At 34.6% G+C, this 22,634-nt stretch carries 22 protein-coding genes; 3 read left to right on the forward strand and 19 right to left on the reverse strand.

The annotated features are described in order from the left end of the window. Positions 1-11: 11 nt before the first annotated feature. From ACPWSR_RS02490 to ACPWSR_RS02535, 10 genes are all read right to left on the reverse strand, one after another. Positions 12-902 carry an IS3 family transposase gene (locus ACPWSR_RS02490; protein WP_426351345.1) on the reverse strand — a complete coding sequence of 297 codons (891 nt, stop codon included), beginning with the start codon at positions 900-902 and terminating at the stop codon, positions 12-14. Further along, entirely contained in the window at positions 872-1,165 is a 294-nt protein-coding gene (locus ACPWSR_RS02495) for a transposase (RefSeq protein WP_426350120.1), read from the reverse strand. Before ACPWSR_RS02495 ends, ACPWSR_RS02490 begins: the two co-directional genes overlap by 31 nt. A 230-nt stretch (positions 1,166-1,395) precedes the next feature. Further along, positions 1,396-2,241 carry a YitT family protein gene (locus ACPWSR_RS02500; protein WP_426350121.1) on the reverse strand — a complete coding sequence of 282 codons (846 nt, stop codon included), beginning with the start codon at positions 2,239-2,241 and terminating at the stop codon, positions 1,396-1,398. A gap of 79 nt (positions 2,242-2,320) precedes the next feature. Next, positions 2,321-2,674, reverse strand: coding sequence for a type II toxin-antitoxin system PemK/MazF family toxin (locus ACPWSR_RS02505; protein WP_426350122.1), 354 nt, complete (start codon positions 2,672-2,674; stop codon positions 2,321-2,323). Continuing rightward, positions 2,655-2,927: a hypothetical protein gene (locus ACPWSR_RS02510; RefSeq protein WP_426350123.1), complete on the reverse strand. Its 273-nt coding sequence runs from the start codon at positions 2,925-2,927 to the stop codon at positions 2,655-2,657. Before ACPWSR_RS02510 ends, ACPWSR_RS02505 begins: the two co-directional genes overlap by 20 nt. A 93-nt stretch (positions 2,928-3,020) precedes the next feature. Beyond that, positions 3,021-4,178 (reverse strand): alanine racemase, encoded by a 1,158-nt coding sequence (gene alr, locus ACPWSR_RS02515; protein WP_426350124.1) that lies wholly within the window; start codon positions 4,176-4,178, stop codon positions 3,021-3,023. Positions 4,179-4,218: 40 nt separating this feature from the next. Then, positions 4,219-4,845 (reverse strand): germination lipoprotein GerS-related protein, encoded by a 627-nt coding sequence (locus ACPWSR_RS02520; protein WP_426350125.1) that lies wholly within the window; start codon positions 4,843-4,845, stop codon positions 4,219-4,221. Positions 4,846-4,903: 58 nt separating this feature from the next. Then, positions 4,904-6,409 (reverse strand): NAD(P)H-hydrate dehydratase, encoded by a 1,506-nt coding sequence (locus ACPWSR_RS02525; RefSeq protein ID WP_426350126.1) that lies wholly within the window; start codon positions 6,407-6,409, stop codon positions 4,904-4,906. 4 nt (positions 6,410-6,413) lie between these two features. Beyond that, positions 6,414-6,794 carry a holo-ACP synthase gene (locus ACPWSR_RS02530; RefSeq protein WP_426350127.1) on the reverse strand — a complete coding sequence of 127 codons (381 nt, stop codon included), beginning with the start codon at positions 6,792-6,794 and terminating at the stop codon, positions 6,414-6,416. 161 nt (positions 6,795-6,955) lie between these two features. Next, positions 6,956-7,285 carry a DUF6514 family protein gene (locus ACPWSR_RS02535; RefSeq protein ID WP_426350128.1) on the reverse strand — a complete coding sequence of 110 codons (330 nt, stop codon included), beginning with the start codon at positions 7,283-7,285 and terminating at the stop codon, positions 6,956-6,958. Positions 7,286-8,065: 780 nt separating this feature from the next. Between ACPWSR_RS02535 and ACPWSR_RS02540 the strand changes: the two genes are divergently transcribed. Then, a complete protein-coding gene (locus ACPWSR_RS02540; RefSeq protein WP_426350129.1) occupies positions 8,066-9,283 on the forward strand; it encodes an NAD(P)/FAD-dependent oxidoreductase in 1,218 nt (405 codons plus the stop codon). A 61-nt stretch (positions 9,284-9,344) separates the two neighbouring features. On the opposite strand, the gene ACPWSR_RS02545 is transcribed toward ACPWSR_RS02540, so the two are convergent. From ACPWSR_RS02545 to ACPWSR_RS02570, 6 genes are all read right to left on the reverse strand, one after another. Then, a complete protein-coding gene (locus ACPWSR_RS02545; protein WP_426350130.1) occupies positions 9,345-9,698 on the reverse strand; it encodes a single-stranded DNA-binding protein in 354 nt (117 codons plus the stop codon). Between the two features lie 79 nt (positions 9,699-9,777). Continuing rightward, positions 9,778-10,647, reverse strand: a complete 870-nt coding sequence (gene galU, locus ACPWSR_RS02550) for a UTP--glucose-1-phosphate uridylyltransferase GalU (RefSeq protein ID WP_426350131.1) — start codon at positions 10,645-10,647, stop codon at positions 9,778-9,780. A 72-nt stretch (positions 10,648-10,719) separates the two neighbouring features. After that, positions 10,720-11,607, reverse strand: coding sequence for an Ig-like domain-containing protein (locus ACPWSR_RS02555; RefSeq protein WP_426350132.1), 888 nt, complete (start codon positions 11,605-11,607; stop codon positions 10,720-10,722). 134 nt (positions 11,608-11,741) lie between these two features. Further along, complete coding sequence (locus tag ACPWSR_RS02560) at positions 11,742-14,225, reverse strand: diguanylate cyclase (RefSeq protein WP_426350133.1); 2,484 nt, start codon at positions 14,223-14,225, stop codon at positions 11,742-11,744. Positions 14,226-14,241: 16 nt separating this feature from the next. Next, the gene (locus ACPWSR_RS02565; RefSeq protein WP_426350134.1) at positions 14,242-15,819 is read right to left on the reverse strand and encodes a GH3 family domain-containing protein; all 1,578 of its coding nucleotides are present in this window, start codon (positions 15,817-15,819) and stop codon (positions 14,242-14,244) included. Positions 15,820-15,891: 72 nt separating this feature from the next. Then, positions 15,892-16,455 (reverse strand): methyltransferase family protein, encoded by a 564-nt coding sequence (locus ACPWSR_RS02570; RefSeq protein WP_426350135.1) that lies wholly within the window; start codon positions 16,453-16,455, stop codon positions 15,892-15,894. Between the two features lie 262 nt (positions 16,456-16,717). On the opposite strand from ACPWSR_RS02570, the gene ACPWSR_RS02575 reads away from it, so the two are divergent. Continuing rightward, positions 16,718-17,551: a transporter substrate-binding domain-containing protein gene (locus ACPWSR_RS02575; protein WP_426350136.1), complete on the forward strand. Its 834-nt coding sequence runs from the start codon at positions 16,718-16,720 to the stop codon at positions 17,549-17,551. A 106-nt stretch (positions 17,552-17,657) separates the two neighbouring features. Here ACPWSR_RS02575 and ACPWSR_RS02580 read toward each other — a convergent pair whose 3' ends face one another. After that, complete coding sequence (locus tag ACPWSR_RS02580; protein ID WP_426350137.1) at positions 17,658-18,812, reverse strand: M20 metallopeptidase family protein; 1,155 nt, start codon at positions 18,810-18,812, stop codon at positions 17,658-17,660. Between the two features lie 19 nt (positions 18,813-18,831). After that, on the reverse strand, positions 18,832-19,674 hold the full coding sequence (locus ACPWSR_RS02585; protein ID WP_426350138.1) for a CvfB family protein: 843 nt from the start codon (positions 19,672-19,674) through the stop codon (positions 18,832-18,834). Between the two features lie 227 nt (positions 19,675-19,901). Here ACPWSR_RS02585 and ACPWSR_RS02590 point away from each other — a divergent pair, with 227 nt between their 5' ends. After that, a complete protein-coding gene (locus tag ACPWSR_RS02590) occupies positions 19,902-20,747 on the forward strand; it encodes a DegV family protein (RefSeq protein WP_426350139.1) in 846 nt (281 codons plus the stop codon). A gap of 109 nt (positions 20,748-20,856) precedes the next feature. Here ACPWSR_RS02590 and ACPWSR_RS02595 read toward each other — a convergent pair whose 3' ends face one another. Next, the gene (locus ACPWSR_RS02595) at positions 20,857-22,365 is read right to left on the reverse strand and encodes a YfcC family protein (protein WP_426350140.1); all 1,509 of its coding nucleotides are present in this window, start codon (positions 22,363-22,365) and stop codon (positions 20,857-20,859) included. Positions 22,366-22,634 lie beyond the last annotated feature (269 nt).

The raw sequence follows: 22,634 nt of genomic DNA on the forward strand, positions 1-22,634 counted from the left end.
CTCGAAACATGTCAAGAAAAAGAAACACTAGAAAGAGTTAAAACTTCAAAATATTCGTTAGGTACCTTATAGCCGATACCAGAATGAAGACGAGATGAATTGTAGTATAGCTCTATATACGCAACTATCCGTCTTGTAGCATCATCTTTCCCGAGCTGCCCTATATCAGGAAGCTCAGTTCGTAGTGTCTTCCAGAAGCTCTCTATAGGCTGATTGTCGTTAGGAGTACCAGGACGGGACATACTCTTAAGGAAGCCACTTCTTTCAATAAGATCCTTTGTCTTTATAGCTGTATACTGACAGCCTCTATCGCTGTGGTAGATCGCTCCTTTGGGTAGTTTAGGGTTGCGTCCAATAGCCATTCTGAAGGCCTCCTGAACCAAGTCCTGTCTCTGGTGACCTGCTATATCCCACCCAACAAGTCGTCGAGTAGCAACATCAATTATTCCGCACATATAGATTTTGCCGCTCCTGCATCTCAGCTCGCAAATATCAGAGCACCACAGGGCATTTGCCTGCGTTACCAAAAACTTATCTTTACACAGGTTTTCCTCTATGTACTGCTCTTCAGTTGGCTTAGGCCTCCTATTTTTTCTTTTGCGGCCAGCTTTCGCTGCAAGCCCGTTCATTTTCAGAATCCTGGCTACCCTATTCTCACTAACCCGTATATCCTGCAAAGCAAGAGCTTTGCGTATGCGAATTCTACCGTAATTACCATTGTTTGTTTTGAAACAATTAATTACGGCTTCTTCCTCTCTGATTTTTTCACTCTCTACCTGTTTCCTTGACCTATAGAAGGCGCTCCTTGACACTCCTAACAATCGGCATACCATGCTGGTGTCATACCCTTTAAGCTCTCGCCTCGCAAACTCTAATTTTTTTCTGGGTTTTTCGCAAAGTATGCCGCTGCTTTTTTTAGAATTTCATTTTCCATCCTAAGTCGTTCGTTTTCCTTTTTCAGCTTATTCAGCTCTGCATCCGCAGGCTTTTGATGTCCTGATCCCACAAACGCTTCGTCTCCGTATGTCTGATATTCATCTATCCACCTATACAGCATTACCAAATTAATCCCGAATTTCTCAGCAACTACAGCATGCTTGATACCGTCCTTTATCACCAGTTCACATGCCTGTATTTTAAACTTCTTTGAGTACTTTCTTGCCATATTTTCACACCCCTTGAGTTAATTATATTTTTATCTCTTCCGGGTGTCTACTTTCATTATACAAGTTTCCTCTATTCTCTATTCTCTATTCTCTATTCTCTATTCTCTCTTCTCTATTCTCTCTTCTCTGCTTTTATCAATGCAAATATAGAGGCCCAAAGACCTCTAATCAAATTATAGTTTTTACTATTCTAAAAAGCTATATACTTATTGAATTCATAAAAGAAAATTTACTTAATATTATTAAAGCCTTCTCCCATAACCTCATGAGCCTCATGAACGGTAAGGAAAGCCTTAGGATCTATTTCCTTAATAAACTTCTTGAGCCTTATAAGCTCTCTATTCTCAAGAACACAGTAGATAACCTTAGTTTCTCTTCCCGTATATCCCCCTTCACCACTAAGAAGGGTGCAGCCTCTATCCATATCCTCATTTATGTACCTTTTAATATCTGAAAGCCTACTGCTCATTATCATAACTTCCTTACAGGAATTAAGCCCTGAAACCACTCTATTAATTACTATTCCATTAAGAACTACAGCTACTACAGAGTAAAGACCTCGATTTATACCAAAGGTTAAAGCACCAGCAATAACTACGCATAAATCTACTATCTGCATGGATGTTCCAAGATTAAAGCCAAAGAATTTATTAAGTATCTTTGCAATTATATCTGTACCTCCACTAGAGGCATTTTGAGAAAAGATAATTGCTAATCCACTACCTAATAGTGCTGAACCAATTACCGTGGTAAGCATTAAGTCCGTTGTAATTGCTGCCGGATTTAGAAACTCCTCTATAAGCCACATAGTCACCGATAGACCAAATGCTCCATATAAGGTTTTTGCTCCAAAAGCTCTACCTAGAAAAGCAAAGCCTACAACAAATAAAATGGAATTTAATATTATCATGTTTATACCTGTAGTTAAGGCTGGTATATAATTATTTATTACCAGGGAAATACCTGTAACTCCCCCTGTGGTTAAATTATTTGGCAGAAAGAAATATTCTGCCGAGATAGCTATGAGTATAAACCCAATTGTGATAATTAAATATTCTTTAATAGTATTTTTCATTTGTTATCGACCCCTTAAATTTATGATAAGCTATTACCCTCTATTTTATCCTAAGCAGTAAAAAAATCGCCGAAGCGATTTAATTTATTCCTATACTTATACGCAGTGCTCGATCTACCTTTTCCATATCACTATCCGTCATATGTCCTATCTTTTCCTTAAGACGTTTTTTATCTAGTGTTCTGACCTGCTCTAATAATACTACTGAATCCTTATTAAGCCCATACTCCTCTGAAGATATTTCCACATGAGTAGGAAGCTTAGCTTTATTTATTTGAGAGGTAATAGCAGCCACAATAACTGTTGGACTATATTTATTACCTATATCATTTTGAATAATTATTACAGGCCTAATACCTCCCTGCTCCGACCCTATTACAGGACTCAGATCAGCATAAAATATGTCTCCTCTTTTAACTAACATCGTCGTCATCTGACATATCACTCTCCGAAAGCCATGCTTCATATTCTATTATTTCCTGAAGATCACGGGAGGAGTTACATTCGCTAAGAAGCAAATTAAGCTCACCCATCTCCTCATAGCTCTGTTTGAGCTGCATAACATATTCAGCATTAAATTTATCCTCACTATATTCTATTAAGGACTGCTCATTTAATTGATTATTTTTTTTATTTTTTTTCTTCTCTCGGGTAATGGATTCTTGCAATTCCTTTGAATATGACATTATTCCACCCTACCTCCTATGTTTACGCAGTAAAGAGCGATATGTACACTAAAATTATAGTGCAATATATGTCATTGTGTCAAAGGTTTTATCCTATATGTAATTTCTAATTTTTAACACTTTCCCATCCTTGATATATACTCTAGGAACCCTGCTCCCCAGCATGCATAATACCTCATAGTTTATGGTACCTAAGAGGTCTGCTATATCCTCTGCATTGAAGTGAACTCCTTTATCCTCTCCTAAAAGAATAACCTCATCTCCTACCTTTAAGGAAGGCACATCGGTAATATCCAGCATGCATTGATCCATACATATCCGTCCTACTACTGGCACTAGCTTTCCCCCTACAATAGCCTTAGCTTTATTTGTTAATAATCTTGTATAACCATCAGCATAGCCTAAGGGAAGTGTAGCTATTATACTTTTTCTTTCTGTCTTAAAGATTCTTCCATAGCTAACATACATATCCTTTTCTAGAGTTTTAATATGGACTATTTTTGCTTTTAATGTAAGCACTGGTTTTATATCTAAAACCTTATTATTAACCTCTTTAGATGGTAAATAGCCATATAATATAATCCCTGGTCTAACCTCATGAAAATGAGTATCTGGAAGATCTATTATGGCAGCACTATTTGCTATGTGAAGAATTTTAGGATTAATCCCTCTCTTCTTTAACTCCTCAATGAAGCTTAAAAACTTCTGAAGCTGTTCTTTTGTATAGCTTTTATTCTCTTCATCAGCACTGGAGAAGTGAGAAAAAACGCCCATTATACTCACATTAGTAAGCTTTGAGATATTTATAATCTCTTCAATACTTTCCTCCGTAGGCAAAAAACCAATACGTCCCATTCCCGTATCCAGTGCAATATGTAGCCTAACCTTTTTATTCTGCCTCTGTGCTTCTTTTGAAAGCTCCTGAGCATAATCGAAGGAAAAGACAGTCTGCTGTATGTCATAGGCAACTATTTCTTCAGCATATTCTAGAGGTGTATGTCCTAAGATCATTATTGGAGCCTCAATTCCTGCCCTTCTTAACTCTAGTGCTTCTGAGATTACAGCAACAGCAAGGCTTGTAGCTCCATTTTCTAGAAGTACTGGTGCTACATCAATAGCACCATGACCATAAGCATCAGCCTTAACCACCGCCATTACCTCTTCGCTTTTTGAAGCCTTCTTTATTTCTCTCATATTATGAGCTAGAGCATCGAGATCAATTTCAGCCCAAACATATCTCATTTTTTCCATCTGTTTTTTCCTCCTGTACTTCAAGCCTCATACAATATAATTAGTAATTAAATAAGGCTTCATCTAAATCTTTTTCAAATCGAAAGCTGCTATAAATAATTTCGGCCTTTAATTCACCTTTATAATCATATATGCTAAGCTTTTCTGGCGCTCTAGTCACAGTGTTTAACATCAATATACCTTTATCAAGATTTTCATTACCCTGTGGTATATATAATTCTACAAACAGGTAATTTTTCCCTTCTTTATTTATGGAATATTTTTCCATAAATTCGTTAGTATACATAAGTTCAATGAAAGGCTTCAAAAAAGCCCACTTATAAAACTCATCGAAGGTGCTTTTCAGCTCATAGCTCTTACCATTATCCAGGTCATATACAAAAATCTTGTTATCTTTATAGGTATATACTCTATTATTTTCTAAAGTAAGCCTATACCCCTTTGACTTATGATAAAGAAGAGAAGCCTTCTCAGAAAACACACCTTTGTTATTGTAAATCCTGTAATCTAGATCTGTGCTATAGCAATCTATAAATCTAAGATAATCTAAAAACTCCTGTGACGCCTCCTCCTTATCTGTTCTATTATACAGATAAAATATGAGGGAGCCTATAGCCAGCACAAGAATTATAGCCCCTACAGTTAATTTACTCTTCGTAAAACTCACCCCTAAAAATATTTCTATATACTAATATTCTTTAAGGTATGAATTTATACCATCAATGCTATAAAAGCCCTTGAAGTGCTTTTATAGCATAGGGAAGCTCTTCTATAAGACTCTCTGCATTAACAGAGTACCTTTCCTCTGAAAGTCTATCACCAGCATAGCCATGAGCATAGGCACCAAGACAAGCGCACTTCAAATCCCCTAACCCCTGGGCAGCAAAGGCAGCTATCATACCAGTGAGGCTATCTCCCATTCCTCCTGAGGCCATGGCGCTGCTTCCCGTAGGATTAACATATACTTCGATACCATCAGTAATAACCGTGTTGTAGCCCTTTAATAATAATACCACATTATTATCCTTTGCAAATTTTTTAGCAACCTTAATACGATTTTCATTTATATAATCTGTACTAAGCCCTGAAAGTCTAGCCATTTCTCCTGGATGAGGTGTCATAATCACCCTCAAACCGGAGTAGCCTTTTAAAATAAATTTATTCTCTGCAAGTACATTTATTCCATCAGCATCGATTATTACTGTACCTTCTTTTTTGTTCATAACAAGCTTCAGGACCTCGAGAGTTGTTTCATTGTTGCCAAGACCAGGTCCTATAGCTATAACCTCATTAGCCTCTATCATAGCCTTTAATTCTTGTGGTGAGCTAAAGCCATAGGTCATTGCCTCTGCCAGCTTTGATGAAAGGACATCTTGAATTTCTCTAGGGCAAGCTACTGTTATGAGCCCAGCTCCGCTCATTACACAAGCCCTGCCTGAAAGATAGGCTGCTCCTGTAAAGCCTCTGCTTCCAGCTATTATTAACACTCTGCCATAGCTACCCTTGTGACCGGCTATTTCTCGGTTAGGAATTATGGCTTTTATATCCCTAGGTGAGATTATATACTCCTTATCATGATAAATATCTACAATCTCTTTGGGTATTCCTATTTCCTCAATATGTACCTCCCCTGTATATTTTTTCGCCTTATAATTCAGAAAGCCTTTCTTATATAAAGTAAAGGTGATTGTCTTATTAGCCTTTATACAATCTCCCATAATATTACCATTATCGCTATCCATCCCAGAAGGAACATCTACAGCTATTATATTTTTGCTATTTTCATTAACAACTGCAATACAGCTTATATACAGCTCATCTAGAGTTCTTGATATCCCTGTTCCAAATATAGCATCTATAGCAGTATCACTCTCAATAAGTGAATCCTTGAGCATTGATAAATCATCTATATTGGAAATAGACTTCACCTTAATTCCAAGCTTTAGAAGAAGCTCATAATTTTTCTTACAATCCTCTGACATCCTTCCGTTTCCTATCTGAAATACATCTACCTTCTTGCCCAGTGCCTTGAGATGCCTGGCTATAGCTAATCCATCTCCACCATTATTTCCTCTTCCACATATTACAGTATAGTATCTTCCATCCTCTTGTGAGATATGCCTCAGTACCTTTAAGGCCGCATTTTCCATTAGTAATAATCCAGGATAACCCAGTATATCTATACAGTATTTATCAATATTTCTTACGATTTCATTGCTTCCAACCTTCATTTTTTTATCCCTCCAATACAATAAAGGCCATGGCATTATCCCTGCTATGGGATATTGATAGATGAATACTTCTAACTCCCATAGAATCGCAGATATTTTCAGCAGGGCCAGTTACTTTAATACATGGTTTTCCTAAGGAATCCTTATATACCTCTATATCCTTAAAACTAAAGCCTCTAATCCCTGTACCTAAGGCCTTTCCCATTGCTTCCTTAGCAGCAAAATAGCCAGCTAAGCTCTCAGAGCGCCTTCCATTTCCAGCTGATTTTATTTCTTCTGGAGTAAAAATCTTTTCCAGTAATCCTGAAGTTCTTTTAACAGCCTTTTCTACCCTACTAATTTCTATAATATCAGTACCTACACCTATTATCATATTATTCTCCATTTCTTTACCTCTTTACTATTAATTAAATAATAATAAAAGATTCTTGTAAAATCTATAGTTAAAATAAGGACAAATATTAACCTCCCATCCTCTAAAAGATGGGAGGTTAATATTATGTTTATTCCCTGTTCTATGATATATTCCTTATAATTAGCTAAACATTAATTAGTCGCTATCTCACAAAACCCTCTATCAAAATCCTGGAGATAATCATCAACAAACTCTCCTATTACATCTACTAAATGTATCGGTGAAACAATATTTGAATATAATAGATTCAACAATTCATAGACCTTGTGAGGCTGAGGACTTATAACTTCTATTGCATCCCTTTCTATAGAAACTATCTCATCATCTTCATAGTCAACTCTTTCTACTTCAATCCCGTAAGCCTGTACACCATGGATAACACCTCTTACTACTCTATAATAGTATACAGATTTTCTACTGCCATACCTAACAGAAGTATTTAAGCTTTTTATTACCTTCATCTTGTTACCCTCCATTTTTTCTCATATAGCGAACATAACTTTCTCTAAGCATAATATTAACATTTAACGTATAAAATGTATGTCAGTTATCGCCTATAATTATTAAAAATATTCTTACTATTGTGACATCTTCACCCTTCTATTGTTAATTATTTCATACTAACTAAGAATCCTTATTAACTGGGAAACTATTTGAATTTATTTGATGTCGAATTTATCCTTATAGTGTACAAAATAGAACAATAAAAAAATATAATATATGTTATTTTTTCAACACTCTCAAAATATATATTCTGGTTTCAACAAAATAATATATAATTACTAAAAAAACAAAAACAGCCGTGAATTTATATTCTTGGCTGTTTTGTTTTCTCACCCATTTTATTGAACCATAGTTGTAAGTGTATACGTTACCACACCCTATTATTATTATAATAAATAAAGTCACAAAAATCAAGAATATTTCATCATTTTTTTCACTAATTTTTATTCTTTTTTAAGTTATTTTAAAATATTCTCTTTTATATTTCGATTATTTTCTACATACATTTATTAATAGTTATTAATGAAACTAAGATTTAACTATTAGTTCATAAAATAATCTTGAATTTTCCATCTGTGTTGTCTAAATAATCTTTACATTGAATATAGCATGTGTATAATAATTATATGATAAACTATAGTTATTGAGTAATATTAATGATTAAATTATTAACAGTACATTTTTATTATATTCTTAATATTATTTATATATAAGCTATATATTAGGAGGATTTTTTTATGGAAGATTGTAAAAGAATTATTGTTATAGGTAATGGAGCTGCGGGACTTAATGCCGTAAAGTCCATCAGAAACAGCGATAAAGAAACACCTATATTAATAATTTCTAAAGAAGAGTATAGGACATACTATAGACCTCAGCTTTCATCTCTTATTGTGAAAGATATGCAGGAAAAAAGGTTTTATGTACAATCCCCAGAGTGGTATCAGGAAAACAACATAGATGAGCTCTTGGGAGTAGAAGTAAAAGCTATAGATCCAAAGAAAAAAAGTATTATTCTTAATACTAATGAAGAATTAGATTATTCTAAACTGATAATAGCAACGGGAAGCTATAATTTTATTCCCCCAATAAAAGCAGGAAATACTATTCTTTCCTCAGATAATTACAGAAGCTTTGAAGGTATCTACTCCATCAAGGATATAAAGGACGCCTTAGAGGTAAAGGAAGCCTTAGACAAAGCACAAACTGCAGTTGTATTAGGAGGTGGCTTATTAGGACTAGAAGCCGCCTGGGAAATGAAACAGAAAGGCTTAAATGTTAAGGTTATTGAATTTTTCCCAAGGCTACTTCCCAAACAACTGGATGTGGAGGGAAGCAGGATATTTGAGGATATAGCTAGTGATAGCGGTGTTGATATAATACTAGGAGATAGCATAACAGAAATAGTTATGGAGAACTCTACTCTAAGGGGATTAAAGCTTCAAAGCGGAAAAGAGATAAGCTGCGATATACTTCTATGTTCTGTTGGAATCCGATGTAATTTAAAGCTTGCAGAAGCTGCTGGTGTTGAAATTAACAGAGGAATCGTGGTTAATAGTAAAATGGAGACAAGCATTCCTGGTATCTATGCCTGTGGCGACTGTGCAGAAGTTAATGGTATGGTATATGGTAATTGGATGGCTTCTATAGAAATGGGCAAGATAGCAGGTGAAAATATTGTTGGTAACACCTCCCTATTTGAAGATTTCAACTCCTCATTAATGCTGAATTCTCTAGGAGCAAAAATATTCTCAGCAGGGAACATGAATTTTGAAGATCAGGAGATTGTTCAGCTTTCCTTTAGACAAGGAAGACAATACAAGAAGCTTTTCTTTAAAGAGAATAAGCTGCAAGGTGGTATACTCATAGGTAATATAGGATCAATGGCAAAGATAAATGCAGGCATGAAGAGTTCTATGACAAAGGAAGAAGCTCTAACCTCAGGAATATTATAAAACCTAAAATAACTAAAGGAGTAAGGGAACAGCACCACCCTTACTCCTTCATATTTTAAATCTATTGACTTTGAACCTCTTCTTTTTCCTGCTTTTTGCTACCTACAAAGCGAAAGTCCTCCGCTACAACCTCAGCTATATAACGCTTCTTACCATCCTCGTCCTCATAGCTTCCAGTTCTAAGCCTTCCACTGATGCTTATTAGGCTTCCCTTCTTCATATATTCAGCTACCACTTGAGCTTTTCTTCCCCAAATAGTAACAGGAATTAAATCTGCCTTTTTTTCACCATCTGCTGAACGAAAGTTTCTTTCTACTGCAATAACAAAACGTGTAAAGAGCTTTTCGCTACCTTCAAGAATTCTGAGTTCAGGATCTTTAATCAATCTGCCAACTAACACAATTTTATTCATCATGTATACCTCCAATATAATTCTATTGAAAATTATATCCATGATGGAAATTTATATACAAATATTGTTTGAATATTTTATATTATTTCACTTCTACTACACTCTTTAAATATTCCATGAAGCCATCTCTAAGTTCAGGTCTTTTAAGAGCAAAATCTACCGTTGCCTGAAGATATCCAAGTTTATCCCCTACATCATATCTTCTTCCAGAGAAAGCATAGGCATAAATTGCCTCATTCTTCATGAGAAGCTTCAAAGCATCTGTAAGCTGAATTTCTCCATTAACCCCTGGAGGTGTATTTTCTAGTATATCAAAAATTCTTGGTGTTATTATGTACCTGCCTAGAATAGCTATATTAGAAGGCGATTCCTCCATCCTTGGCTTTTCTACCAGGCCTTTTACCTTGAAAACATCATCTTCAATCTTTAGAGGCGTTACAATACCGTACTTGCTAACATCCTCTTGTGGTACAGGCTGAACACCAAGGATACTGGTCTTATATTCTTTATAGCATTCCAATAGCTGCTTTAAGCAAGGAACCTCACTATCTACTATATCGTCTCCAAGCATTACAGCGAAGGGCTCATTCCCCACAAAGGTTTTAGCACAATAAATAGCATGTCCAAGACCTTTAGGCTCTTTTTGTCTAATATAATATACCTCAGCTAAGGAAGATATACTTCTAACTAGTTCTAATAGCTCTTCTTTGTTTTTTTCTTCTAACTCTTTTTCCAGCTCTACAGATTTATCAAAATGATCCTCTATAGATTTCTTATTTCTTCCAGTGATTATAAGTATCTGCTCTATTCCTGAAGCCACCGCCTCTTCGACAATGTACTGTATAGTAGGCTTGTCTACTATAGGTAGCATTTCCTTAGGTTGCGATTTAGTAGCTGGTAAAAATCTAGTACCTAAGCCTGCTGCAGGTATGATTGCCTTTCGTACTTTCATAAACAGTAATCCTCCTAACACCAAATATATACTTTATTATAACTCAATTTATATAATACTAACAGCACGCTGTTAAATTACATTGACCTTGACAAATATGATTTTATCACCACAGGTTACCTCAATAATATTTCTTCCTTTATTTATTGCAGTAATAGTACCATCCTCTTTTATATCTATAACCTTAATATAATCAATAATCCTATACTCCACCTTAGGAGGTAGAGCTTCTTTTGGCTCAGTTACAATATGTAATTGAAGCTTTATATTATCTCCTTGATATATATCAAACTCTTCTGATGAAGCCTTAAGAGATATAACCCTTATCTCAGGATATACCTTGGCATTAACCACTGTTTGATCCTCTCCACATCTAATTATTATATCAGCATTTCCTTCTTTTAATGCAGTGACTTCTCCTTCAGAATTAACCGATAGCACTTCAGGATCTCCACTGATAGTATAAGTTATTTCAGGAATATCAGACTCATCAGGAAATATATTTACCCTTGGTTTTATCTCCCGTGTTTCTCCAATTTCTAAATCCAGCATAGCTTCCTCTGTCCATATCTCTATTATGGGCTTTACAGTTACATCTATATACATATTCTTTTTATTAGATATCACATTAATCCTTGTTTTTCCAATAGCTAATGCTCTTAAGATACCACTCTCATCTATTGACACTATTTCTTCATTATCGGAGGTGATATTTAAAGCTTCTGCTAAAGCATAACTAGGTATCACATTCCTCTTCAACGGAAGCTTTATTTCTTCTCCAGCATATAATACAACTTCCTTTTTCGATTCAATATTAAAGGAATCGTAGATAGGCTTTAGCATTCCCTGGGAAAACAGATAATATTGACTTATTATAATTACAAAGAAAGAAAGAATAAAAACAGTTATAAGCACCTTTATTCTTTTCGCCTGCATAAATGCAGTATTAAGTTTTTTCAATATTTCACCCCTATAATTTTACTTTCATTCTACAAAGACTAGTTATCTATATAATTATACTCTTATACAATGAAAAAATATGTCTAATTATGTATATTCTATATCTTAATTTAATCTATTATAGTATTGTAGTGCTAAATGAAAAGCTCTCTCTTCTCATTAAGTAACTTAATAAAAACCTGCGCCATGTGAGGATCGAATTGAGTTCCTTTATTTTTATCTATCTCATAGATAGCTTCATCAATTGATATTGCTTTTTTATAAGACCTATTTGATGTCATGGCATCATAAGCATCAACAATAGATAAACACCTTGCCTCTTCTGGTATACCTTCTCCTTTTATCCCCCTTGGATAACCTAACCCATCATATCTTTCATGATGACAAAGCACAGCAGGAACAACCTTTATCAGCGCTGGTACATGTTTAAATATATCCACTGATAGCTCAACATGCTTCCTCATAATTGCCATCTCATTTTCAGTAAGTCTACCTTCTTTACATAGAATCCTATTAGGAATTCCAATCTTTCCTACATCATGAAGCAATCCTGCCATTCGTAGTATCTCTATCATTTCTTCATCAAAGCCTAGAGCCTCACCCAGGAGGACTCCATATCTCGAAACATTTTCTGAATGAACAAATTTATATTTATCCTTTAGATCTACAGCCCCTGCTATGGCAAACATGGAGGCCAGCATTAAATCTTCTTCTTCCCCAATATACCCCTTATCCTCCATCTCCTTCTCATAAAGCTTAGTTCGATTTTTTCCTAAACGCTTTGCTGTATACATGGCCTTATCAGCTTTTTCTAAGAGCTGATTTTTACTTAAATCATTAAAGGGATAAGCAACTACGCCACAGCTTAAGGATATTAAAGGTTGAACATTATTGTCAAAGCCATAAAAGGTCTGGACGTCTTTTCTCACCCTTTCAGCAAAATCAAAGGCTTCCTTTTCATCTCTTTCCATAAGTATCACAGCGAATTCTTCACCGCCATATCTACAGGCTACATCTCTTTCGGTGATATGACTTTTAATAATTTTACCTATACTTTTCAGTGCTGCATCACCAGCAGCATGACCATAGATATCATTATAAAACTTAAAATAATCTACATCAAACATCACTACTGCTATGGATGAAAATTCCTTGTAATTCACCTTATTCTCAATAAAATTATAAAAGTATCTGTGATTATATAGCCCAGTTAATCCATCAGTAACTGACTGTTCCTTAGCTTTTTGATAATTTCTTGCATTATCAAAGGCCGGTGCTGCTCCATTAATTATAGTGATAAGATTATCTATATCGTCCTTATGGTAAGAAGTACCATCACTTTTCTCTCCTACTCCAACAATCCCCAATACTTGTCCCCTCAGCTTTATAGGAGCGAATAGCTCCAAGCGTAAAATGGAGATTTCCTCCTTTTCCGAAGACCATAGGGAATTAAAGTATGAATTTTCACAAAGCTCGTCACTGGTAAGAATAACCCTTTCCTTAAGCCACTTAACCAAAGGATGTCTATTAGTTAGGTTAATATTAATGAATTCATTACTATCATCACTCCTGGCTACGGGTTTAAAGGGATTATTCTCATACTGCTCCAAAAAAACAAAAACTTTTTCAGGCTGAAGTATTTTATTAATTGCTTCAATGACATATTCGCCAATCTCAGATATTTCTAAACAGCTAATAAGCTTTTCAGAATACTCTCTCATAGCTCCCTTTTGACTTATCTTTTCCTTATAAAAAAGAATATCAACAAAATCTCCTACCATAAGCTTAAATTTATCATGAAATAGTACGTTAAAAACAACTATAAGTACTCCAGATAATATACCACTGAGGTTGTTCCCAAATTTTATACGCTTAAATACCGAAAGAAATAAATAAAAAATAACCATCTGAATTATAATAAATCCTATTATATTTATAAGCTTCCTTACGATTAATCTAGTACCTAAAAACCTATGTCTATAAATAGAATAAAATATACAGATAGCATTGAATAAATTTAAAGCTATATCTACAGGATATCGCCCTATACTTTCATTAAAGAAATTCAATAAAGCACCTATAACTGTTGCTGCCATTCCTACAATAATTAGGATTACCTTTTCTAAGGGGATTTCCTTTTTTTTCACCGGCTCAAGTATTCTTACCACAGATAAAATAAACAGATAATTTCCCCATATAGCAAATACATATGCCCCCCATCCCAGTACATAGCTTAAGCCCTCTGGTGTGATTGTGGCGTCGGTAATCAAGGCTCCAGATGCGTTTATTATTAATAAAAGAAAGGCTATAAAATAATTTATATACAAGCTCCTCTTATTTATTTTATTCCTTACAAAAACCAATGAAAAATGATAAAAAATCAATGAGGTGCCAATCATACCAGTACATATGAGCTTATTCCACAAAAGCACGTCTCCTAGAAACTGGAGTCTCATAAATAATGAGCCTAGAGACCATATAGACATTGCAATTAAAAATATACTGTACATAATTCTTTCTTTAGTTTTCTTCGAATAAAGAAATATCAATAATAAGAGCATAAAACATATAAATGCCACTGCTGGAAATATTGTCTTTATAGTAAGCAAGCTCATCATTATCACCTCTATATCTTTAGCTAGTAATTAATTTTATAACTTCTTCTCCTGGATTCACCTTAGAAATTCTCAATTCCTTCTTAGACTTTAGCTTCTTAAAGCTACCTTCCTTCAGTATAGTCACTATTAGAGCATCTCTATTTAAAAGCTGCTCCATATCCTTAAAGTCATGATCAACCTCTCCCAGGGCTTTTCTTATTCTTAGCTTCGCCTGATCTGCTGTTATAGCTAAACCCTCCAGCTCACAATATAAATGGAGAACAGGCTCTCTGTCCTTATATTCTTTAGACACTACCCATTCCTTAACTGGTAGCTGTGAGTTATTTATGGAGGTTTCCATGGTATCTGAGGTTATTCTTGTAAAGCCTGCTAGGTCTATAACATTAGAAATTCTATCCACATATCGGATTTGAGGCTGATATATACCATACTCCTTATTATCTAAAGCAGTACATTCTATTATGTCGCCAACCCTGTACCTTACAAAAACCCCACCCTTAAGCTTAGTGGTAACAATCTCATATCTTTCTCCTGCCTTTAGCTCGTTTAACAAAACTGTCTGTGGAACGTAGCTATTATCCTGTAGGCTTTTTAAGGATTCTTTTTCCGGTATGAATTCCAAAAAATTCACGTCTGGATAAAAGGTCATCCCTTTGTCTCCAAAGGTTTCTGTTGCCACAAAGGTTATCTCTGTGCCCCCATACACTTCAATGGGCTTCTTTCCCCAATAGTACTCCAATTTTTCTTTATACTCCTTACTGTCTGTACCAGCACATAATAAACCCTTTAGCTTCCATATATCCTTAGGAAGTATTTGTCTTTTATAAATCTTACTTTTTAAATAAGCTGTAATAAGCCTATACCACATCTTAACATTCTTAGGTTTATACCCTTTCATCATGCTATCTTTTTTATTACTAGACCTATTAGCAAAGCTTTCTCCAATCCTTATTAAAACACTAGAAATACCAAAAAATAAATCAATTCCTCTTTCTAAGCCTAATTGGAAGCCCTTTATATTTCTTTCCTCAAAGGACATATTTTCTGCTTCTGCTAATGGAGGAAGATAATTAAATTTTATTTCCTCTTCCACTATATGTGGAAGCATTCCTGTTAAATAAGGAAGCGGTGCCATTCCATATAGAAAGGAATCATTTCTTCTAATGTTCACCTGCCACTTCTTTTCGCAAGTAGCAAAAATCAGACCAGCTATCATGCATTTTTTATGCTCTTTAACCATCTCTTCTGAAAATGGCGCCAGCTTTATAGGATGACTTCCACCCTTCCAGGTTGTTTGTATCCAGTATTTAGTCTTAGATGGTAGCTTGTCTTCTTGTTTATTCAAAAGAATGTCAGAGTAATCCTCATAAGTTGTTAACGGAACTATACTCCTAAATTCCTCAACACTTTTAGGCTTAACTCCTTTCCCCATAATTTTTTCTCCTATGTAACTATTAGATAGCAGCTCTATCTGCTCAAGGAGTAATCTTTCTTGAATATCCATTACCTCTTCTATGGATAAATCAATGTACCCACAGTATTTCTTCCAAATTGCTTCATATTCCTGGTTATCCAGCATTCCTTCAAGATTCATATATTTATCTCCTATAATTCAAAATATTTTAAATGCTTACTCTGTTATACTCTACTTCCTTCTAGCTATAGCCTAAGCTCTAGCCCTATTAATAAATTTCTTTATACTTTTAATATTAGGTATAAGCATTGGCGTTACCCTTTGATATTCACCATAGTCAGAAAAGTTCTTGATAAAAAAATATTTTTCTTGAAGTATTACATATATAACATCGATAAATGTCCAAATAAATGAAGCCATAAGCATAATTCCAGACTCTAAATATAGAGCATAAAAAAAATACATAAAAAAAAACCACAACACCCCAGGATGTCTGCAGAGGCTATAGGTTCCCGTTTTAACTAGTCCTGTGTGAAATTCACTTCCTCCATAAGTTTTAGTGAAGGGTAACTCTAAAAACAGAGAATAGATTAAACATAGTAAAAACAATACAGCCAAAATTAAATATAGCCAGTTTAGGCCGCTAGCCTCTGAAGGCACATTTCCTAAAAAAGTAATTCCTATAGTTCCATAAAACATCATAATAAGACCTAATAAACCGCTAATAATCTTTAAACTCTGCCTTCCTTTATCGTTTAAATAATCAAAGAGATAAAAGAAGATAAATGACAAACTACCCAAAATTATATATTTCATAGCAACTCCTCTAACAGTTCAGTAATTTTTATCCTTTTTATTTATAATTTGTAAATAATTATTAATCTAAGTATAATTGTTTTTCGGGAAAAAATAAAGAGAAATTAATAACAATAAGCTCTATACCTTAAAATTCCTATTAACAGCTTATTTCAATATATATTAAAAAGTAGCAAATTGAAAATATACTTTTAACCTAACTTATGATATAATCTCACTAAGTTAATAAAATATTAATAAAATTTAGAAAGAGTGGGTTGGTATGAAAAATAACAAACCTAAAGCTCTGATCCTTTTATTCCTTTGTGCACTTTTACTCTTCACTAGCTGCTCCAAGGAATCTAAAAAAATGGATAACGTAAAAGCTTCAGAAGCTAATGATACTCTCATAGTAGGCATGTACTTATCCTATCCACCCTTTGAAACTATTAACGCCCAAGGGGAAGCGGAAGGATTAAGTGTGGCGCTAGCAGAGGAATTAGGACATTATTTAAATCGTGATATAGAAATAATAAATATTCCTTATGACAATCTCGTATCTTCTATTATAGATGGTAAAGCTGATGTAATTATCTCTTCTCTTCCTGTAACACAGGAAAGATTAGCACTTGTAGATTTCTCAGATGCCTATGCAAATGTAAAATATTCTGCATTGCTTAACCAAGAATTATCAATTAATAACCTTGATGAGTTAGATAACTCTAACTATACCATAGCAGTAAAGAAAGACTCTATGGGCGGTAGTTATGCATCACAAAAACTTAAAAAAGCAAAAATTGTTGTATACGATACAGATAAAGAAGCTGCTGAGGCAGTTGTTAATTCTAAGGCTGATGCTTATATACAGGATGAATTAACTGTATTTAAATATTGGAAGCTTTATCCTGTAGCCACTCATATCTCTTTCATTTTTGAGGATTATGCACAAAGCTGGGGAATAGCAATATCCAAGAGTAATCCAGAGCTAAAAAATAAAATCAATGAATTCCTCAAAGAATTTAAGAATAATAGAGGCTTTCAGAAGCTGTCAGAATCATATCTTTCTACGGAAACTGATAGTTACAAATCTCAGAATATCCCTTTTATTTTCGACTAATAAAATATTACAGTTACATAACTATAAAGACATAATAAATAATAAAAAAACACTTTCTATTTCTAATAGTAAGTGTTTTTTTTCTGATTATCTGTACTAATAATATTTACTTTCTAAAAGCTTCAATTCCCAAAGCATAAAGCAGAGCTATACCTTTTCTCATAACCTCTTCCTCATGAAAATCAAAGCTTTCATGGTGTAGAGGCTTGTTATAAGCCTCATCCTTCGAACCGAGCCAAAGCATAGCTCCATCCCTTTCTTGTAGATAAAAAGAAAAATCCTCTGCAGTCATATTGGGAAGCAGGATTTTTTCTATAGAATCCTCACCAATATTTCTTTTTATAATCCTGCCAGCTTCTTCTATGGCTTTAGAAGAATTTATCGTTACTGGATATATTCTATTGTAATCTAAGGTAGCCCTACAGCCACAGGCGTCAGCTACTCCCTTTACTATAGCTTTCATCCTGGCTTCAATTATATCCTCTGCCTCATTACTAGTTGTCCTTACAGTACCAGTAAAAGAAGCCTCCCCTGGAATTATATTAAAAGCTGTGCCCGCATTTAGCTTTCCGATAGTCAATACCGCAGGATCTAGAGGATTTAAGCTTCTTGATACAACGCTCTGAAGTGCACCTACCATCTCTGCCGCGCAAACGAGAGCATCCTTCCCCATTTGAGGCATAGCCCCATGGCAGGAATCTCCTTTTATATTAACAGTAAATACAGCAGAGGAGGCCATCAAAGGGCCTTCCTTCAGCCCAATCTTACCTTTTTCAAGGGTTGGCCAAATATGGAGAGCATAGATTGCGTCCACAGAAGGAGCTTCAAGAACTCCTTCCTTTACCAAGATCTCCGCTCCTCCATACTGCTCTTCAGCACTCTGAAATATTAGCTTAATATTGCCAGCTATCCTATCCCTATCTCTATACAAAAGTTCTCCTGCTGCTAATAGCATCGCAATATGACCGTCATGTCCACAGGCATGCATCACCCCATTTTTTTGTGATTTATATTCCTTAGAGCTTACCTCCTGGATAGCCAGCGCATCTATATCAGCTCTTAGACCTATAGTAGGTCCTGGCATCCCTCCTCTTATAATCCCAACTATAGAGGTACCAGAAAAGCTATCCATAACCTCAATACCTATTTCCATTAATTTTTCTTTTATAAACTTTGAGGTCTGAAACTCCTCTCTAGATAGCTCGGGGCTTTTATGAAGTATTCTTCTATTCTTTATGGCCGTTTTTATAACATTTTCCATTTAAATCACTCACTTCACTTTAATCTATTAATCTAGTTCCTTTTTCATCCTGTGTGATTAGCTTCTTTTTCATCAGTCCTCCTAGAGCATTTTTAAAGTAGTTTTTACTTACATTAAACACCTGATATATTTCCTCAGGAGAGGTTCTATCATTATAGGTCATAAAACCGCCATTCTTCTTCAAATATTCCATTATCTTTTCTTCTAGGGCTGGAAGCTCCTCCTTTGCAACCTTTCGTGGAGTAAGTCCAAGCCTTCCGTCCTCATATATCTTATTAACTCTGAAGGTTAAGGTATCGCCATACTCTACCTTGGTAAAATATTCATTATGAAGAACTACTCCCTTATATTTATTTTCTACAGCTACCCTTAGGCTGTTGTTGCTTTGAAAGCCATATATAGAACCCTTAACCTCATCTCCTACTTTATAGTCATGGTCAATGGCAAGATGCTTTTCCACATAAGCAGAGGCCGCTAGTCTTCCTGTCTTATCAACATATACATAAAACAGATAGCTTTTATCCTTTTTGAAGGGATATATTTTTTCTTTTAATGGAACTAAAACATCCCTATCTAAGCCCATATCTACAAAAGCACCAAAGGTTGTTAAGCCTACCACCTTTAGATAAGCAAGCTGCTCTGCTCTGGCCAGTGGCTTCTCAAGAGTGGCAATAAGCTTCTCTTGATTATCTCTGTATACAAAAGCACTCACTTTATCATTTATCTCTAGCTCTTTATCGCCAGTGTTAATTTCAGGAAGAAATACTTCTTCTCCATCTCGAGTCCCATCTACCTTTAATATGTACCCCTTACCTTTTTCCTTTATTACTCTTAATATGTTATAATCTCCAACCTTAATCAATTAAATTACCTCACTTTATATATATTTGTTTACACATTTAATTTACAAATTAATATCTATTTCTTCATTGTCTATTATAGCCTATATTGAAAATATTTAAATATTTTTCTTTCCTTTCTTTATTTATATTGACATATAAAGCTTATAGCTTATAATTTAATTAAAAGAATTTAATTAAATATTTTTAACTATTTTCTTTAACTATATTGTTCTACAGGAGACTAATAATGGATATTAAGATAATAACCGATTCTACCTCTGATATTACTATAGAAGAAGGAAGAGAAAGAGGTATAGGAGTGGTACCTTTAAACGTAATTTTTGATGATAAAGCCTACAAAGAAGGCATAGATATTAAACCTGATAAATTCTATCCAATGCTTAAGGAAACTAAAAAGCTTCCAACTACTTCACAGCCTTCTCCAGAGGATTTCTTGAAATTATTTTTAGATGTCAAGAAGGCTGGAGCTGCTGCAATAGTACTCCTTGTATCCAGTACAATCAGTGGAACAGTACAAAGCGCTCAAATAGCAAAAGAGCTAGCGGAATATGAGCATATTTATATTATAGATAGTTTATGTTCTATTATGGGACTAAGACTTTTAGTAGATTATGCATTAAAGCTAAAGAATGCAGGAAATTCCCCAGAAAAAATTGTTCAAGCTATTGAAGAGGCTAAAAGCAGAGTTGCAATTTATGCTGTGGTCGATACCTTAGAGTACTTTCTAAAGGGCGGACGTCTATCAAAAAGCAATGCAATAGTAGGAAGCCTTTTAAATCTAAAACCTATAATAACTTTAAAGGATGGTTCTCTTTCTGTTGTAGGAAAAGCAAGAGGTACAAATAATAGTATCGCAAGCCTGATAAAGGAGATGGATAAATCGGGAGGTATAGATTTCAGCTTCCCAATTTATTTTGGATACACAGAAAATGATGAGAAGTGCAAACTGTTAATTAATAAAACAAAGGAACACTTTTCTTTTGAAGATTATTCTGTTCATCCTGTAGGCTGCGTTATAGGAACCCATGCAGGTCCTGGAGCCTCTACCCTAGCTTATATTAGAAAAAAGTAAAGTAAAAAAACACCTATGGCTTATGATAAATATTAAATAAACAGATATAAGGTTTATTTAGGCAATTACATAAGACCATAGGTGCTTTTATTTACAATATTTATTTTAGTTACAGGAATGACTGTATAATAAGAAGCACCGCAGCCAAAGCCGCAATCATACCCATTAATGGAAGTATAAATTTAAACCATTTATTATACCCCACATGTACCATGGCTAAAGTAGCAAGAATCAACCCCGTGGGAGTGATAAAAGCTATGAGCCCCTGTCCATATTGATAAGCACTTACTATTATGTCTCTTGACAGCCCTACTGAGTCTGCCAATGGTGCCATAATTGGCATAGATAGTACCGCCAGACCTGATGAAGAGGGTATAAAAAAGCCCAAGCCTATGTACAGAAGAAGTATTACTATAATGAACAATCCGGAATTCATCCCTTCTACCACATTAGAAGAGTAATACAAAATTGTATCTGAGATCATTCCTTGATCCATTATAAGATTAATAGCTCTAGCAACACCCACGATTAAGGCTACAGATACTAAATCTGCAGCACCACCTATGAAGCTATCTACGAATCTCTCCTCTCCCATCCCTGAAATAAAGCCCAGTATTATACCTACTAACAGGAATAATGCTGTCATTTCTGTAAACCACCATCCCCAAAAAGCAACACCTAAGGTCATGACTATAAAGGTTAAGGCAAAAATACTAAGCATTAGCTTTCTTCTAACAGTGAAAGTCACCTCGCTGGATTTATCATAATCCTTAAGGAATCTTTCATGGATTTCTTCTCGCTCTGAATAAGTAAGGGATTTTTCTGGATCCTCTTTTACCTTCTTGCCATACCTCAATATGTAAATAATCGTAATAGTTATTGCTATGATAAGCCCTATGAGTCTCATCCATAAGCCTTCTGTAAATGTAACTCCAGCAGCATTAGAGGCTATAACTGAAGAAAATGGGTTTACCGTAGAGAACATGGTACCTATAGAAGACCCCATATAAACAGAAGCTATACATACAATAGGATCATAGCCTGTAGCTAAAAATACAGGAATTAATATTGGATATAAGGCTATGGTTTCTTCTGCCAAGCCAAAAGTCGTACCACCAACGCCTATTAGTAATGTAACTACTATTATAAGTATATATTCCTTACCTCTAGTGAGCCTGGAAAGAGCCCCTATTCCTGCATCAAAGCTTCCAGTGGTATTGATAACGCCTATTACTCCTCCTAAAATAAGTATAAACATAATGATATCTACAGATTCATAAACTCCACTGATAGGAGCTCTTAAAACAGATAAAAAGCCCTGTGGATTTCTTTCAACCCTTTCATAGGAATTAGGAATAGCAACTGGTCTATAAATACTCCCATCACGGAACTTTTCAACATTTACTTTTATATTCAGTGCATCAAGGGTGTCTTGAGTTCCTGGGAGCTCCTCTACCTCACCTCTTGCTGTAGTAACGATAAATAGCTCACTCTCTGTATTATATTGAAGCTTAGAATACTGCCCTGCTGGTACAAGATATGTTAGTATAGCTACAAAAATCAGCACTATATATAGAACAGTAAAAGCCGTGGGAAATTTAAGCTTCTTTTTAGCCAAAATAATACCTCCTTTAATTTTTTAAAATTGAATATTATTTCACCTATTGGAGCATAATCTTTATAGCTTTAATAGGGAATTATTGATAGTATATACTATTCTTCACATAATCTTTCTTCAAAATATAAAAACTTAAACAAAACTTAACCAATTAGAAATTTATATATTTCAGTTTGTTTTTTCTTAATATATATTAACTTTAAGTTTAAAGTTTATCCATTGCATGAGGACACTGTCTGTATTATTCTTAATGTAACGAAACACAAACC

This window comes from Alloiococcus sp. CFN-8 (genome assembly GCF_049943125.1).
GTDB lineage: Bacteria > Bacillota > Clostridia > Clostridiales > Clostridiaceae > JAEXZL01.

Coding starts and splice junctions, on each gene's coding strand:
- ACPWSR_RS02495 (WP_426350120.1), bottom strand. CDS start 1,165: ATGGCAAGAAAGTACTCAAAGAAGTTTAAAATACAGGCATGTGAACTG.
- ACPWSR_RS02590 (WP_426350139.1), top strand. CDS start 19,902: ATGGATATTAAGATAATAACCGATTCTACCTCTGATATTACTATAGAA.
- ACPWSR_RS02510 (WP_426350123.1), bottom strand. CDS start 2,927: ATGTCATATTCAAAGGAATTGCAAGAATCCATTACCCGAGAGAAGAAA.
- ACPWSR_RS02575 (WP_426350136.1), top strand. CDS start 16,718: ATGAAAAATAACAAACCTAAAGCTCTGATCCTTTTATTCCTTTGTGCA.
- ACPWSR_RS02500 (WP_426350121.1), bottom strand. CDS start 2,241: ATGAAAAATACTATTAAAGAATATTTAATTATCACAATTGGGTTTATA.
- ACPWSR_RS02525 (WP_426350126.1), bottom strand. CDS start 6,409: ATGAAGGTTGGAAGCAATGAAATCGTAAGAAATATTGATAAATACTGT.
- ACPWSR_RS02505 (WP_426350122.1), bottom strand. CDS start 2,674: ATGACGACGATGTTAGTTAAAAGAGGAGACATATTTTATGCTGATCTG.
- ACPWSR_RS02535 (WP_426350128.1), bottom strand. CDS start 7,285: ATGAAGGTAATAAAAAGCTTAAATACTTCTGTTAGGTATGGCAGTAGA.
- ACPWSR_RS02540 (WP_426350129.1), top strand. CDS start 8,066: ATGGAAGATTGTAAAAGAATTATTGTTATAGGTAATGGAGCTGCGGGA.
- galU (WP_426350131.1), bottom strand. CDS start 10,647: ATGAAAGTACGAAAGGCAATCATACCTGCAGCAGGCTTAGGTACTAGA.
- alr (WP_426350124.1), bottom strand. CDS start 4,178: ATGGAAAAAATGAGATATGTTTGGGCTGAAATTGATCTCGATGCTCTA.
- ACPWSR_RS02580 (WP_426350137.1), bottom strand. CDS start 18,812: ATGGAAAATGTTATAAAAACGGCCATAAAGAATAGAAGAATACTTCAT.
- ACPWSR_RS02570 (WP_426350135.1), bottom strand. CDS start 16,455: ATGAAATATATAATTTTGGGTAGTTTGTCATTTATCTTCTTTTATCTC.
- ACPWSR_RS02565 (WP_426350134.1), bottom strand. CDS start 15,819: ATGAATCTTGAAGGAATGCTGGATAACCAGGAATATGAAGCAATTTGG.
- ACPWSR_RS02545 (WP_426350130.1), bottom strand. CDS start 9,698: ATGATGAATAAAATTGTGTTAGTTGGCAGATTGATTAAAGATCCTGAA.
- ACPWSR_RS02530 (WP_426350127.1), bottom strand. CDS start 6,794: ATGGAGAATAATATGATAATAGGTGTAGGTACTGATATTATAGAAATT.
- ACPWSR_RS02560 (WP_426350133.1), bottom strand. CDS start 14,225: ATGATGAGCTTGCTTACTATAAAGACAATATTTCCAGCAGTGGCATTT.